The sequence below is a fragment of the Streptomyces sp. NPDC034037 genome (genome assembly GCF_055575715.1).
Genome location: NZ_JBVISC010000002.1, coordinates 804,794 through 819,484, shown reverse-complemented (window position 1 = coordinate 819,484; position 14,691 = coordinate 804,794). Strand labels below are relative to the sequence as shown.

Here is a 14,691-nt window from a genome sequence, read left to right as displayed (position 1 = left end):
GCCATACCCCGGTCCCTGGCCCAGGCCTACGCCCGACCGGCTGCGCATCTGAAGACGAAAGTTTCCACTCGTGAGTGAGACAACGCATGACGGCGGAGTCGCGGTGACAGCGTCCCCGTCGACACCGCCGCCCGATGACGGGCTCTCCCGGGCCGAGCTCGCCGCCCAGTACGGTCTGACCGTCAGCGGCGCCCGGCCCGGACTTTTCGAGTACGTCCGCCAGCTCTGGGGACGGCGTCACTTCATCCTCGCCTTCTCCCAGGCAAAGCTCACCGCCCAGTACAGCCAGGCCAAGCTGGGTCAGCTGTGGCAGGTGGCGACGCCGCTGCTCAACGCGCTCGTCTACTTCCTGATCTTCGGCCTGATCCTGGGCGCCGACCGGGGCATGCCCCGCGCGGTCTACGTCCCGTTCCTGGTCACCGGCGTCTTCGTCTTCACCTTCACGCAGTCCTCGGTGATGGCGGGCGTCCGGGCGATCGCGGGCAACCTCGGCCTGGTGCGCGCGCTGCACTTCCCGCGCGCCTCGCTGCCGATCTCCTTCTCGCTCCAGCAGCTCCAGCAACTGCTGTTCTCGATGATCGTGCTGTTCATCATCATGATCGGCTTCGGCAGCTACCCGAAGCTCTCCTGGCTCTTGATCGTGCCGGTCCTGGTGCTGCAGTTCCTCTTCAACACCGGCCTCGCGATGATCATGGCGAGGCTGGGCAGCAAGACCCCCGACCTCGCCCAGCTGATGCCCTTCGTGATGCGTACGTGGATGTACGCGTCCGGCGTGATGTTCTCCATCCCCGTCATGCTGGAGAAGCATCCGGCCTGGATCGCGGACGTGCTCCAGTGGAATCCGGCCGCCATCTACATGGACCTCATGCGGTTCGCGCTCATCGACGGCTACGGCTCACAGAATCTGCCGCCGCACGTCTGGGCCGTCGCGCTGGGCTGGGCCGTCCTGCTCGCCGCCGGCGGGTTCGTGTACTTCTGGAAGGCTGAGGAGCGGTACGGCCGTGGCTGATGACAAGAGCGCCGAGGTCAGCCTCGGCAAGAACGCCGGCAAGGGGCACATCCCCACCGTCATCGCCGACGAGCTGCACATCGTCTACCGCGTCAACGGCGCGCGAACGGGCAAGGGCAGTGCCACCTCCGCGCTGAGCCGCATCCTCCGGCGCGGCGAGGAGCGCGGCGTACGCAAGGTGCACGCGGTGCGCGGCGTCAGCTTCACCGCCTACCGCGGCGAGGCCATCGGCCTGATCGGTTCGAACGGCTCGGGCAAGTCCACCCTGCTGCGCGCCATCGCGGGCCTGCTGCCCGCCGAGCAGGGCAAGGTCTACACCGACGGCCAGCCCTCGTTGCTCGGCGTCAACGCGGCCCTGATGAACGACCTGACGGGCGAGCGCAACGTCATCCTCGGCGGCCTCGCGATGGGCATGTCCCGCGAGCAGATCAAGGAGCGCTACCAGGACATCGTCGACTTCTCCGGGATCAACGAGAAGGGCGACTTCATCACCCTGCCGATGCGCACCTACTCCTCCGGCATGGCGGCCCGCCTGCGGTTCTCCATCGCGGCGGCCAAGGACCACGACGTCCTGATGATCGACGAGGCCCTGGCGACCGGCGACCGCAAGTTCCAAAAGCGCTCCGAGGCCCGCATCCGGGAGCTGCGCAAGGAGGCCGGCACGGTCTTCCTCGTCAGCCACAACAACAAGTCCATCCGTGACACCTGTGACCGCGTGCTGTGGCTGGAGCGCGGCGAGCTGCGCATGGACGGACCGACCGACGAGGTCATCAAGGAGTACGAGAAGTTCACGGGCAAGTAACCCGTTCGCGCCATCGCGGACCACCCGTCCGGCGGCAGGGCCCCGCAGGGATCTTCCCCGCGGGGCCCTGCCGCGTCCCCGGGCCCCGCGAGCCCCTCGCGGCACGTCAACTCGCCGCCGTACACGGAAGGTTGACACCAATCGGTGTGTTGTTGTGATGTGCCGAACACCCCGACGGTACGTGTGGGGTTGTACAACGTAAGCTGTACCGGTGCTGATTCGCCGCAAGTGGGGCGATATCGCGCGGTTCCCCGGCCGGGGGCGCGGTCCATCTCGGGCGGGGCTGGGCGGCGTGTCCGAAATGGGATGTATTGGGTCGGCAGTGTAGAACGGGAGATGTGACGGCAATGGCTACGGACGATCTCCGGCTCCGCGATGCATCCGCCGTCCTGGACAAGGCCGCGGCCGAGAACTTCCCCGTGGCCCCCTTCTTCCTGCCCCGGGCCTGGCGCGAGGACCTCATGGCCGTCTACGGCGTCGTACGGCTCATCGACGACATCGGCGACAGCGACCTGGCGCCCGAGGCGGCGCACGCCCGCCACCTGGGCCTCGACCCGGCGGACGCCGACCCGCTGCGCCTGCTCGACGCGGTCGAGGCCGACCTGCGCACGCTCTTCGGCGGCGGCGAGGCCGGCCACCCGCTGGTGGGGGCGCTGCGGCCCGCCGCCGACCGCGGCGCCGTGACCGTCGACCCCTTCCTCGGCCTGATCGCGGCCAACCGCCAGGACCAGCACGTCACGCGCTACGAGACGTACGACGACCTCGTGGCGTACTGCGCACTGTCCGCGAACCCCGTCGGCCGCCTCGTCCTCGCCATCACCGGCACCGCCACCCCCGAGCGGCTGCGCCTGTCGGACGCCGTCTGCACCGGTCTGCAGATCGTCGAACACCTCCAGGACGTCGCCGAGGACCTGCGGCGCGACCGCATCTACCTGCCCATCGAGGACATGTTGCGCTTCCACGTCAGCGAGGCCGACCTGGCCGCACCCACAGCAGGCGCATCGGCGCGCGCACTGGTCGCATACGAAGCGGAACGCGCCCGCCACCTCCTGAATGAAGGCACCCCCCTGGTGGGTAGCGTCCACGGCAGGCTGAAGCTGCTGCTGGCCGGGTTCGTGGCCGGGGGGAGGGCTGCGGTCCGCGCGATCGCCGACGCCGGGTACGACGTGCTTCCCGGCCCGCCCAAGCCCACCGGGCCCCGCCTGCTGCGCGAGGCCGGGGCGGTTCTGCGAGGGAAGGGGTGAGCCGGGCCGTGGAGTCAGATCCGCAGCTGTCCGCGCCGGTACTCGCCGCGTACGGCTACTGCGAGACCGTCACCGGACAGCAGGCGCGCAACTTCGCCTACGGCATCAGGCTGCTGCCGACCCCCAAGCGGCGCGCCATGTCCGCCCTCTACGCCCTCTCGCGGCGCGTGGACGACATCGGTGACGGCGCGCTGGCCCCAGGCGTCAAGGCGGACCGGCTGGACGAGACCCGGCAGCTCGTCGAGCGTGTCCGCGCGGGTCGCGTGCGGGAGGACGACACCGACCCGGTGGCCGTCGCCCTCGCCCACGCCGCGGCGCACTTCCCCATCCCGCTGGAGGGCCTGGACGAACTCATCGACGGCGTCCAGATGGACGTACGCGGTGAGACGTACGAGACCTGGGAGGACCTGAAGGCCTACTGCCGCTGTGTCGCCGGGGCGATCGGCCGGCTCTCCCTCGGCGTGTTCGGCACCGAACAGGGGGCGCTCGATGCCGAGCGCGCGCCGGAGTATGCCGACACGCTCGGTCTCGCACTCCAACTGACCAACATCCTCAGGGACGTTCGCGAGGACGCGGAGGGCGGACGGACCTACCTGCCCGCCGAGGACCTCGCGAAGTTCGGCTGCGCCGCGGGCTTCTCGGGCGCCGTGCCGCCCCCCGGATCCGACTTCGCCGGCCTCGTCCACTTCGAGGTGCGCCGCGCCCGCGCCCTGTTCGCCGAGGGCTACCGGCTGCTCCCCATGCTGGACCGGCGCAGCGGCGCCTGCGTCGCGGCCATGGCCGGCATCTACCGCCGCCTGCTGGACCGCATCGAGCGCGAGCCCGAGGCCGTCCTGCGCGGCCGCGTCTCGCTGCCGGGCCACGAGAAGGCGTACGTCGCCGTGCGCGGCCTGTCCGGCCTCGACGCGCGCAACGTCTCCCGCCGGGCCGTCAGGAGGCGCGTGTGAAGCGCGTGCGCGGCGGCCCCGGGGCGGCCCGAACCGATCGGTGGGCAACCCCGCGCTCCAAGGTCGCGTCCCAGACTGCGACAGCCGAAACGGAGAGCGTGTGAACAGCGAGGACATGCGGCCCGACGGGCCGAGTGCGGACAGCGCGGGCCGCCCTGGTGGGGCGGCCGCCGTAGTGATCGGCGGCGGCCTCGCCGGCATCACCGCCGCGCTCTCGCTGGCCGACGCCGGGCTGCGCGTGACCCTGCTCGAAGGACGCCCGCGCCTCGGCGGCCTCGCGTTCTCCTTCCGGCGCGGCGAGCTGACCGTCGACAACGGCCAGCACGTCTATCTGCGCTGCTGCACGGCCTACCGGTGGTTCCTCGACCGCGTCGGGGGCGCGCACCTGGCCCCCGTGCAGGAACGTCTCGACGTGCCCGTGCTCGACGCCGACCGCAACCGCCTCGGCCGGCTGCGCCGTGCCGAGCTGCCCGTGCCGCTCCATCTGGCGGCCAGCCTCGCCACGTATCCGCACCTCTCGCTCGCCGAGCGGGCCAAGGTGGGGCGCGCGGCGCTCGCCCTCAAGGGGCTCGACCCGGCCGACCCCGTCCTCGACGGCCAGGACTTCGGCAGCTGGCTGGCCGCCCACGGCCAGTCGCCGCGCGCCGTCGAGGCCCTGTGGGACCTCGTGGGCGTCGCCACGCTCAACGCCGTCGCGGGCGACGCCTCGCTCGGCCTCGCCGCGATGGTGTTCAAGACCGGGCTGCTATCCGACCCGGGCGCCGCCGACATCGGCTGGTCCCGGGTGCCCCTCGGCGACCTGCACGACAAGCTCGCCCGCAAGGCGCTCGACGCCGCCGGGGTGCGCACCGAACTGAGGACCCGCGTCACCGCCGTCACCCGTACGGGCGATGGCGGTTGGCGCGTGGAGCTGCCCGGCGAGGCCGTCGAGGCGGACACCGTCGTGCTCGCCGTGCCCCAGCACGAGGCGCACGACCTGCTGCCCGACGGCGCCCTCGACCAGCCCGACCGGCTCCTCGACATCGACGACGCGCCGATCCTCAACGTCCACGTCGTGTACGACAGGAAGGTGCTGAAACAGCCCTTCTTCGCCGCGCTCGGCACACCCGTCCAGTGGGTCTTCGACCGGACCGAGGCGTCCGGTCTCACCGACGGGCAGTACCTCGCGCTGTCGCAGTCCGCCGCCCAGGACGAGATCGACGCGCCCGTCGCCGCGCTGCGCGAACGCTATCTGCCCGAGCTGGAGCGGCTGCTGCCCGCCGCGCACGGCGCCGAGGTGCGGGACTTCTTCGTCACCCGCGAGCGCACGGCGACCTTCGCCCCCACCCCCGGCGTCGGCAGGCTCAGGCCCGGGGCCCGCACCAAGGCCCGCGGCCTCTACCTCGCGGGCGCGTGGACGGCCACCGGCTGGCCCGCGACCATGGAGAGCGCCGTGCGCAGCGGCATCGGCGCGGCGAGCGCCGCCCTCTCCACCCTCGACCGCCCCCGTGATCACCTCTTCGCGTATGAGGAGGCGACGGCGTGAAGCTCGACCTTCTGGGGTCAGGTCCCCAGAGAAACAGCACCGGAACAAGAGGAGAAACTGTGCCGACTGTGCCCTCGGCCGAAACGGCTGCCGACACGGTGGACGTGACCTCACTGCTCGAGCGCGGAAGGGCGCTGGCCACCCCGGTGCTGCGGGCCGCCGTGGACCGCCTCGCGCCGCCCATGGACACCGTCGCCGCCTACCACTTCGGGTGGATCGATGCCGCGGGCAACCCGTCCGACGGCGACGGCGGCAAGGCCGTGCGCCCCGCGCTCGCCCTGCTCTCCGCCGAGGCCGCGGGCGCCGCCCCCGAGGTCGGCGTCCCCGGCGCGGTCGCCGTCGAACTCGTGCACAACTTCTCGCTGCTGCACGACGACCTGATGGACGGCGACGAGCAGCGCCGCCACCGCGACACCGTGTGGAAGGTGCACGGCCCCGCGCAGGCCATCCTCGTCGGCGACGCCCTCTTCGCGCTCGCCAACGAGATCCTGCTGGAGATCGGCACCGTCGAGGCGGGCCGCGCCACGCGCCGCCTCACCACCGCCACCCGCGCCCTCATCGACGGCCAGGCGCAGGACATCTCCTACGAACACCGCGAGCGGGTCACCGTCGAGGAGTGCCTGGAGATGGAGGGCAACAAGACCGGCGCCCTGCTCGCCTGCGCCGCCTCCATCGGCGCCGTCCTCGGCGGTGCCGACGACCACACCGCCGACGTCCTGGAGAAGTACGGCTACCACCTCGGCCTCGCCTTCCAGGCCGTCGACGACCTGCTCGGCATCTGGGGCGACCCCGAGGCCACCGGGAAGCAGACGTGGAGCGATCTGCGCCAGCGCAAGAAGTCCCTGCCCGTCGTCGCCGCGCTCGCCGCTGGCGGCCCCGCCTCCGAGCGCCTCGGCGAACTGCTCGCCGCCGACGCCAAGAGCAGTGACTTCGAGAGCTTCTCCGAGGAGGAGTTCGCCGCGCGCGCCGCCCTGATCGAAGAGGCCGGCGGGCGCGCCTGGACCGCCGAGGAGGCCCGGCGCCAGCACACCATCGCCATCGAGGCACTGGACACCGTCCAGATGCCCGACCGGGTACGGGCGCAGTTCGTCGCGCTCGCCGACTTCGTCGTCGTACGAAAGAGATGATCACCATCGCCCGTATATGACTCGCAGTCGCCGGCCGGCGCTTCGCGTCGGCCGACGGCGGACCCACAGCAGAGGAAACGACTGCACGAAGGGGAAGCCATGACAGCGACGACCGACGGAAGCACCGGAGCGGTGACGCCCCGCGTGGCCTCGGCCGGCCCACCCGTCCACGCGAGTGACGCGACAGCGGGAGCACGGGAGGCCGCCGCGCGCGCCATACAGCGCTCGGTCGACTTCCTGCTCTCCCGGCAGGACGCCGCGGGCTGGTGGAAGGGCGACCTGGAAACCAATGTGACCATGGACGCCGAGGACCTGCTCCTGCGGCAGTTCCTCGGCATCAGGGACGAGCGCACCACGCGCGCCGCGGCGCTCTTCATCCGCGGCGAACAGCGCGACGACGGCACCTGGGCCACGTTCTTCGGCGGCCCCGGCGAACTGTCCGCCACCATCGAGGCCTACGTCGCGCTGCGGCTTGCCGGTGACCGGCCCGACGATCCGCACATGGCCCGGGCCTCCGCCTGGATCCGCGAGCGCGGCGGCATCGCGGCGAGCCGCGTCTTCACCCGCATCTGGCTCGCGCTGTTCGGCTGGTGGAAGTGGGACGACCTGCCCGAACTCCCGCCGGAACTCATCTACTTCCCCAAGTGGCTCCCGCTCAACATCTACGACTTCGGCTGCTGGGCCCGGCAGACCATAGTGCCCCTCACCGTCGTCTCCGCGAAGCGGCCCGTGCGCCCCGCCCCCTTCGCGCTCGACGAGTTGCACACCGACGCGAGCGACCCGAACCCCGCGAAGGCCCTCGCCCCGGTGGGAAGTTGGGACGGCGTCTTCCAACGCCTGGACAAGGCGCTGCACGTCTACCACAAGGTCGCGCCACGCCGGCTGCGCAGGGCCGCGATGAACAGCGCGGCGCGCTGGATCATCGAGCGCCAGGAGAACGACGGCTGCTGGGGCGGGATCCAGCCGCCCGCCGTCTACTCGGTCATCGCCCTGCACCTGCTCGGCTACGACCTCGACCACCCGGTCCTGAAGGCCGGGCTCGCCTCGCTCGACCGGTTCGCGGTGTGGCGCGAGGACGGCGCGCGGATGATCGAGGCCTGCCAGTCGCCCGTGTGGGACACCTGCCTCGCCACCATCGCGCTCGCCGACGCCGGACTGCCCGCCGACCACCCCCAGTTGATCAAGGCGGCCGACTGGATGCTGGGCGAGCAGGTGGTGCGGCCCGGCGACTGGTCGGTGCGCAGACCCGAACTCACCCCCGGCGGCTGGGCGTTCGAGTTCCACAACGACAACTACCCCGACATCGACGACACCGCCGAGGTCGCTCTGGCGCTGCGCCGGGTCGCGCACCCCGACAAGGAGCGCGTGGAGAACGCCATCGAGCGCGGGGTGCGCTGGACCCTCGGCATGCAGTCGAGGAACGGTGCCTGGGCCGCCTTCGACGTCGACAACACCAGCCCCTTCCCCAACCGGCTGCCGTTCTGCGACTTCGGCGAGGTCATCGACCCGCCGTCCGCCGACGTCACCGGGCACGTCGTGGAGATGCTCGCCGTCGAGGGCATGTCCCACGACCCGCGCACCCGGCGCGCCATCGACTGGCTGCTGGCCGAACAGGAGCCCGAGGGGGCCTGGTTCGGCCGCTGGGGCGTCAACTACGTCTACGGCACGGGGTCGGTGGTGCCCGCGCTGATCACGGCCGGTCTGCCCGCCTCGCACGGCGCGATCCGCCGGGCCGTGCGCTGGCTGGAGTCGGTGCAGAACGACGACGGCGGCTGGGGCGAGGACCTGCGCTCCTACCGCGACCGGGGCTTCGCCGGACACGGCACGTCGAGCGCCTCGCAGACCGCCTGGGCGCTGCTCGCCCTGCTCTCGGCGGGCGAGCGCGAGACCCCGTCCGTGCGGCGGGGCGTCGACTGGCTCGTCGGCACGCAGGCCGAGGACGGGTCGTGGGACGAGCCGTACTTCACCGGCACCGGCTTCCCCTGGGACTTCTCCATCAACTACCACCTCTACCGCCATGTGTTCCCCCTCACCGCGCTGGGCAGGTACGTCAACGGCGAGCCGTTCGCGGGCAGCCCCGGCCGCCCCGCCAAGGCCGGCTGATGACCGAGGCCCCGGCCGCCCGGCCGGGCCCCGCCCCGCTGCTGATCGCCTGCGCGCTCGGCATCGAGCGCCTCGCCCTGCGCACGGGCGACCGCGACGGCGCCCCGGCGGCCATGACCGTCCTGCGCACCGGCATGGGTCCGGTCAACGCCGAGCGCGCCGTCGGCCGGGCGCTCGGCACCGCGCCCCTGCGCGGCGCGTCCGTCGTGGCCACCGGCTTCTGCGCGGGACTGGCGCCCGGAATGCACCCCGGTGACCTCGTCGTCGCCGAGGAGACCAGGGACGAGGGCGGCAGCACCCCGTGCACGGACACCGGAGTGCTGGTCGAGGAGCTGGTGCGGACGCTGCCCGGCCGCACCGTCCACACCGGCCCGCTCACCGGCTCCGACCACGTCGTGCGGGGCGCCGAGCGCGGCGCCCTGCTGGCCACCGGCGCGATCGCCGTGGACATGGAGTCCGCCGCGACGCTGCGCCGCGCCGTGCGCGCCGGCCGGCGGCCCGTTGCCGCCGTCCGGGTGGTCGTGGACGCCCCGCAGTACGAACTGGTCCGCATCGGCACGGTGCGCGGTGGAATATCAGCGTTCCGCGTTCTTCGTGCCGTGCTCCCCGCTTTCTTCGAATGGCACCGTTCTTCTTTGCTCCCCCGGAGGTGAGCCAGATGGCCATGCCGCTGCGCCAGTCCATCAAGGTCGCTACGTATCTCTTTGAACAAAAGCTCCGCAAGCGTGAGAAGTTCCCGTTGATCGTCGAGTTGGAACCGCTCTACGCCTGCAATCTCGCCTGTGAGGGCTGCGGAAAGATCCAGCACCCGGCCGGCGTGCTCAAGCAGCGCATGCCGGTGGCGCAGGCCGTGGGCGCCGTGCTCGAATCCGGGGCGCCGATGGTCTCCATCGCCGGCGGCGAGCCGCTGATGCACCCTCAGATCGATGAGATCGTCCGGCAGTTGGTGGCGAGAAAGAAGTACGTCTTCCTGTGCACCAACGCCATGCTGCTGCGCAAGAAGTTGGACAAGTTCCAGCCCTCGCCGTACTTCGCGTTCGCCGTGCACATCGACGGCATGCGGGAGCGGCACGACGAGTCCGTCGCGAAGGAGGGCGTGTTCGACGAGGCGGTGGCGGCCATCAAGGAGGCCAAGAAGCGCGGCTTCCGGGTCACCACCAATTCGACGTTCTTCAACACGGACACCCCGCAGACCATCATCGAGGTCCTGAACTTCCTCAACGACGACCTCAAGGTCGACGAAATGATGCTGTCACCCGCCTACGCCTATGAGAAGGCGCCCGACCAAGAGCACTTCCTCGGCGTCGAGCAGACCCGCGAGCTGTTCAAGAAGGCCTTCGCCGGCGGCAACCGGCGGCGCTGGCGGCTGAACCACTCCCCGCTCTTCCTGGACTTCCTGGAGGGCAAGGCGGACTTCCCCTGCACCGCCTGGGCGATCCCCAACTACTCGCTCTTCGGCTGGCAGCGCCCCTGCTACCTGATGAGCGACGGCTACGTCCCCACGTACCGCCAGCTCATCGAGGAGACCGACTGGAGCAAGTACGGCCGGGGCAAGGACCCGCGCTGCGCCAACTGCATGGCCCACTGCGGCTACGAACCCACCGCCGTCCTGGCCACCATGGGCTCCCTCAAGGAGTCCCTGCGCGCCGCCCGCGAGACAGTCGCCGGAAGCCGCGGCTGACGGACAACCACCAAGGGGGCCCGAGCATGACCCTTCTCGAAACCATCCGGGGGCCGCGCGAGCTGAAGGCGCTGACCGAGCCCGAACTCGGTGAACTGTCCGAGGAGATCCGCCGGTTCCTGGTGCAGGCCGTCGCCAGGACGGGCGGTCACCTCGGGCCCAACCTGGGGGTGGTGGAACTCTCCCTCGCCCTCCACCGGGTCTTCGACTCGCCCGTCGACCGCATCGTGTGGGACACCGGCCACCAGAGCTACGTCCACAAGCTGCTCACCGGGCGGCAGGACTTCTCCAAACTGCGCTCCAAGGGCGGCCTCTCCGGCTACCCCTCCCGCGAGGAGTCCGAGCACGACATCGTCGAGAACAGCCACGCCTCGACCGCGCTCGGCTGGGCCGACGGGCTCGCCAAGGCACGCCAGGCACGCGGCGAGGAGGGCCATGTGGTCGCCGTCATCGGCGACGGCGCGCTCACCGGCGGCATGGCCTGGGAGGCGCTGAACAACATCGCCGCCGCCAAGGACCGGCCCCTGATCATCGTCGTCAACGACAACGAACGCTCCTACGCCCCGACCATCGGAGGCCTCGCCGACCACCTCGCGACCCTGCGCACCACGGACGGCTACGAACGGTTCCTCGCCTGGGGCAAGGACGTGCTCCAGCGCACCCCCGTCGTCGGACAGCCGCTCTACGGGTCCCTGCACGGCGCCAAGAAGGGCTTCAAGGACGCCTTCGCGCCGCAGGGCATGTTCGAGGACCTCGGGCTCAAGTACGTCGGGCCGATCGACGGGCACGACACGGGGGCCGTCGAATCGGCGCTCCGCCGCGCGAAGCGCTTCCACGGCCCCGTCCTCGTCCACTGCCTCACCGAGAAGGGGCGCGGCTGCGCACCCGCGCTGGCCGACGAGGCCGAGCGCTTCCACACGGTCGGCGTCATGGACCCGCTCACCTGCGAACCCCTGGCGCCCACCGGCGGGCCGACGTGGACATCGGTGTTCGGCGACGAGATCGTCCGCATCGGCTCCGAGCGCGAGGACGTCGTCGCCGTCACCGCCGCCATGCTGGGGCCGGTCGGCCTGACCGCGTTCGCCGCCGCCTACCCCGACCGGGTCTGGGACGTCGGCATCGCCGAACAGCACGCCGTCGTCTCGGCCGCGGGACTGGCCACCGGCGGCCTCCACCCCGTCGTCGCCGTCTACGCCACCTTCCTCAACCGCGCCTTCGACCAACTCCTCATGGACGTCGCGCTGCACCGCTGCGCAGTGACGTTCGTCCTCGACCGCGCCGGGGTCACCGGCGTGGACGGCGCCTCGCACAACGGGATGTGGGACCTGTCCATCCTCCAGGTCGTGCCCGGCCTGCGGATCGCCGCGCCACGCGACGCCGACCAGCTGCGGGCGCAGCTGCGGGAGGCCGTCGCGGTCGACGACGCGCCGACGCTCATCCGCTTCCCCAAGGAGTCGGTGGGCCCGGCGATCCCCACCCTGGACCGGATCGGCGGCATGGACGTGCTCCACCGGGAAGCGGACCCCGACGTCCTGTTCGTCGCGGTCGGGGTGATGGCACCCGTGTGTCTGCGGGCCGCCGAACTGCTCCGGGCGCGCGGCCTGCGCTGCACCGTCGTGGACCCGCGCTGGGTGAAACCGGTCGACGCCGCACTGCCCGGGCTCGCCGCGCGGCACCGCGTCGTCGCCGTCGTCGAGGACAACAGCCGCGCCGCCGGTGTCGGCTCCGCCGTGGCGCTCGCGCTCGGGGACGCCGAAGTCGACGTACCGGTACGGAGGTTCGGCATCCCCGAGCAGTTCCTGGAGCACGCCAAACGCGGTGAGGTCCTCGCGGACATCGGTCTGACGCCCGTCGAGATCGCGGGCCGGATCAGCGCCACGCTCGCGGCCAAGGACGGCGCGGGCGAACAGGGTTCGGGCAAGGAGCACAGCGCATGACCAAGGACCTCGACCCCGGCGCGGGGCCCGGCGGGGCCAAGGAGTTCGACCTCGGCCGGCTCCTCGCCGAGCGGGGCGCCGAGCGGTACGAACTGCACGCCCGGCACCTCAACCACCAACTGCCGCGCATGCTGCGCACCATCGGCTTCGACAAGGTCTACGAGCGGGCCGAGGGCGCGTACTTCTGGGACGCGCAAGGCGACGACTACCTCGACATGCTGGCGGGCTTCGGCGTGATGGGCCTCGGCCGGCACCACCCCGTCGTCCGCAAGGCCCTGCACGACGTCCTGGACGCCTCCCTCGCCGACCTCACCCGCTTCGACTGCCAGCCGCTGCCCGGCCTGCTCGCCGAGCGCCTGCTGGCGTACAGCCCGCACCTGGACCGGGTGTTCTTCGGCAACAGCGGCACGGAGGCCGTGGAGACCGCGCTGAAGTTCGCCCGGTACGCGACGGGCAGGCCGAGGATCCTCTACTGCGCGCACGCCTTCCACGGGCTGACCACCGGGTCGCTCTCCGTCAACGGCGAGAGCGGCTTCCGGGACGGCTTCGCGCCGCTGCTGCCCGACACGGCCGTGCCGCTCGGCGACCTCGACGCCCTCGCCGCGGAGTTGCGGAAGGGGGACGTCGCCGGGCTCATCGTGGAGCCGATCCAGGGCAAGGGCGTGCACGAGACGCCGCCCGGCTATCTGCGAGCCGCCCAGGAGCTGCTGCACCGCCACAAGGCGCTGCTGATCGCCGACGAGGTGCAGACCGGGCTCGGCAGGACCGGCGACTTCTACGCCTACCAGCACGAGCCGGGTGTCGAGCCGGACCTGGTCTGCGTCGCCAAGGCGCTGTCCGGCGGCTATGTGCCGGTCGGCGCCACCCTCGGCAAGGACTGGATCTTCAAGAAGGTCTACTCGTCCATGGACCGGGTCCTCGTCCACTCCGCGAGCTTCGGCTCCAACGCGCAGGCCATGGCGGCGGGCCTCGCCGTCCTCGCCGTCATGGACGACGAGAAGATCGTCGAGAACGCCCGGGTAACGGGTGAGCTGCTCAAGTCCCGGCTCGCCGCGCTCGTGGACCGCTACGAGCTGCTGAGCGAGGTGCGCGGCCGCGGCCTGATGGTCGGCATCGAGTTCGGGCGGCCCAAGTCACTGAAGCTGCTCGGGCGTTGGTCGATGCTCCAGGCGGCCCGCAAGGGCCTCTTCGCGCAGATGGTCGTCGTGCCGCTGCTGCAGAAGCACCGCATCCTCACCCAGGTCTCCGGCGACCACCTGGAGGTGATCAAGCTGATCCCGCCGCTGACGGTGGGGGAGCGCGAGGTCGAGCGCTTCGTCACGGCCTTCACCGCCGTCATGGACGAGGCGCACAGCGGGGGCGGACTGATGTGGGACTTCGGCAGGACGCTGGTGAAGCAGGCGGTCACCCACCGCTGAACCCCCGGCGGGCGGCTTTTTGCCCCTGAGGCAAGAAAGTTGCCTCAGGGGCAAGCTTCTGGCTGAATCGGCGTATGAGCCCCGCCGAGGCCGACGAGCCGCCGCCCGAGCCGCCCGAGGCGGCGACCGCAGACCCGCTGCCCGCCGTCGCGCCCCAGCTGCGCGAGTTGCGCCGCCGGGCATCCCTCACCCTGGAGGCCGCCGCCCGCACCGCCGGGCTCTCGCCCGCTCACCTGTCCCGCCTGGAGACCGGCCAGCGCCAGCCCTCGCTGCCGATGCTGCTCGCGCTCGCACGCGTCTACGGTACGACGGTCTCCGAGCTGCTCGGCGAGACGGTCGCCGACCAGGACGCGGTCGTCCGCGCCGCGGACATGGAGCCCACCGCGGCGGGCGGCTGGACGTACTGGCCGGCGGGCGCTCCGGGCCGCGGCATGCAGGCCCTGCGCGTGCACGTGCCGTACGGGGCGCAGGGCGACATCGTGCGCGTCCATCCCGGGGAGGAGTGGCTGCACGTCCTCAAGGGGCGGCTGCGGCTGCGCCTCGGCGACACCGCGCACACCCTCGCGCCGGGCGACAGCGCGCACTTCGACTCGCTGACCCCGCACCGGATCGCGGCCGCCGACAGAAGCGGCGCCGACCTCCTCTTCGTCCACACCTTGTTGCAGAGCCCCGCCACCGCGCTGTGCCTCGGCGGCCCCACCCAGGGAGAACCGACATGACCGAACCCGAGCCGCAGGGACCCGCCCGACCGGAGCGGCCCGCAGAGAACACGATGGAGGAGAAGTTCCCGCGGGCGCTCTGGATCCGGCTGATCATCTATGTGGCGGTCGGCCACATCTTCGCGGCCTTCGTCTATCTGCTGTTCGAGCTGGGCGCCCAGAACCAGTAGCGCGGGCCG

General features: G+C 71.6%; 13 protein-coding genes. All 13 read left to right on the top strand.

Going from position 1 to position 14,691, the window contains the following annotated elements; translation table 11 throughout:
* The first annotated feature begins 70 nt into the window (after positions 1-70).
* Positions 71-1,009, top strand: a complete 939-nt coding sequence (locus tag ACZ516_RS09200; protein WP_469009319.1) for an ABC transporter permease — start codon at positions 71-73, stop codon at positions 1,007-1,009.
* Positions 1,002-1,811 (top strand): ABC transporter ATP-binding protein, encoded by an 810-nt coding sequence (locus tag ACZ516_RS09195; RefSeq protein WP_358577487.1) that lies wholly within the window; start codon positions 1,002-1,004, stop codon positions 1,809-1,811. Before ACZ516_RS09200 ends, ACZ516_RS09195 begins: the two co-directional genes overlap by 8 nt.
* 347 nt (positions 1,812-2,158) lie before the next feature.
* A complete protein-coding gene (gene hpnC / locus ACZ516_RS09190) occupies positions 2,159-3,055 on the top strand; it encodes a squalene synthase HpnC (protein WP_469009318.1) in 897 nt (298 codons plus the stop codon).
* The gene (hpnD, locus tag ACZ516_RS09185; RefSeq protein WP_469009316.1) at positions 3,052-4,002 is read left to right on the top strand and encodes a presqualene diphosphate synthase HpnD; all 951 of its coding nucleotides are present in this window, start codon (positions 3,052-3,054) and stop codon (positions 4,000-4,002) included. The genes hpnC and hpnD overlap by 4 nt, the downstream gene beginning before the upstream one ends.
* A gap of 115 nt (positions 4,003-4,117) precedes the next feature.
* Entirely contained in the window at positions 4,118-5,527 is a 1,410-nt protein-coding gene (gene hpnE / locus ACZ516_RS09180) for a hydroxysqualene dehydroxylase HpnE (RefSeq protein ID WP_469009627.1), read from the top strand.
* Positions 5,524-6,654: a polyprenyl synthetase family protein gene (locus tag ACZ516_RS09175; protein WP_358577494.1), complete on the top strand. Its 1,131-nt coding sequence runs from the start codon at positions 5,524-5,526 to the stop codon at positions 6,652-6,654. Before hpnE ends, ACZ516_RS09175 begins: the two co-directional genes overlap by 4 nt.
* A 99-nt stretch (positions 6,655-6,753) precedes the next feature.
* Positions 6,754-8,757, top strand: a complete 2,004-nt coding sequence (shc, locus tag ACZ516_RS09170) for a squalene--hopene cyclase (protein WP_469009315.1) — start codon at positions 6,754-6,756, stop codon at positions 8,755-8,757.
* Positions 8,757-9,410, top strand: coding sequence for a phosphorylase family protein (locus tag ACZ516_RS09165; protein WP_361082379.1), 654 nt, complete (start codon positions 8,757-8,759; stop codon positions 9,408-9,410). Before shc ends, ACZ516_RS09165 begins: the two co-directional genes overlap by 1 nt.
* 5 nt (positions 9,411-9,415) lie before the next feature.
* Positions 9,416-10,438: an adenosyl-hopene transferase HpnH gene (gene hpnH / locus ACZ516_RS09160; protein WP_358577501.1), complete on the top strand. Its 1,023-nt coding sequence runs from the start codon at positions 9,416-9,418 to the stop codon at positions 10,436-10,438.
* A gap of 26 nt (positions 10,439-10,464) precedes the next feature.
* A complete protein-coding gene (gene dxs / locus ACZ516_RS09155) occupies positions 10,465-12,375 on the top strand; it encodes a 1-deoxy-D-xylulose-5-phosphate synthase (RefSeq protein ID WP_469009314.1) in 1,911 nt (636 codons plus the stop codon).
* On the top strand, positions 12,372-13,793 hold the full coding sequence (locus ACZ516_RS09150; protein WP_469009313.1) for an aspartate aminotransferase family protein: 1,422 nt from the start codon (positions 12,372-12,374) through the stop codon (positions 13,791-13,793). The genes dxs and ACZ516_RS09150 overlap by 4 nt, the downstream gene beginning before the upstream one ends.
* 74 nt (positions 13,794-13,867) lie before the next feature.
* Entirely contained in the window at positions 13,868-14,512 is a 645-nt protein-coding gene (locus ACZ516_RS09145) for a helix-turn-helix domain-containing protein (protein WP_361082385.1), read from the top strand.
* Positions 14,513-14,565: 53 nt separating this feature from the next.
* On the top strand, positions 14,566-14,682 hold the full coding sequence (locus tag ACZ516_RS09140; protein WP_358577691.1) for a DUF6126 family protein: 117 nt from the start codon (positions 14,566-14,568) through the stop codon (positions 14,680-14,682).
* The last annotated feature ends 9 nt before the right edge of the window (positions 14,683-14,691 follow it).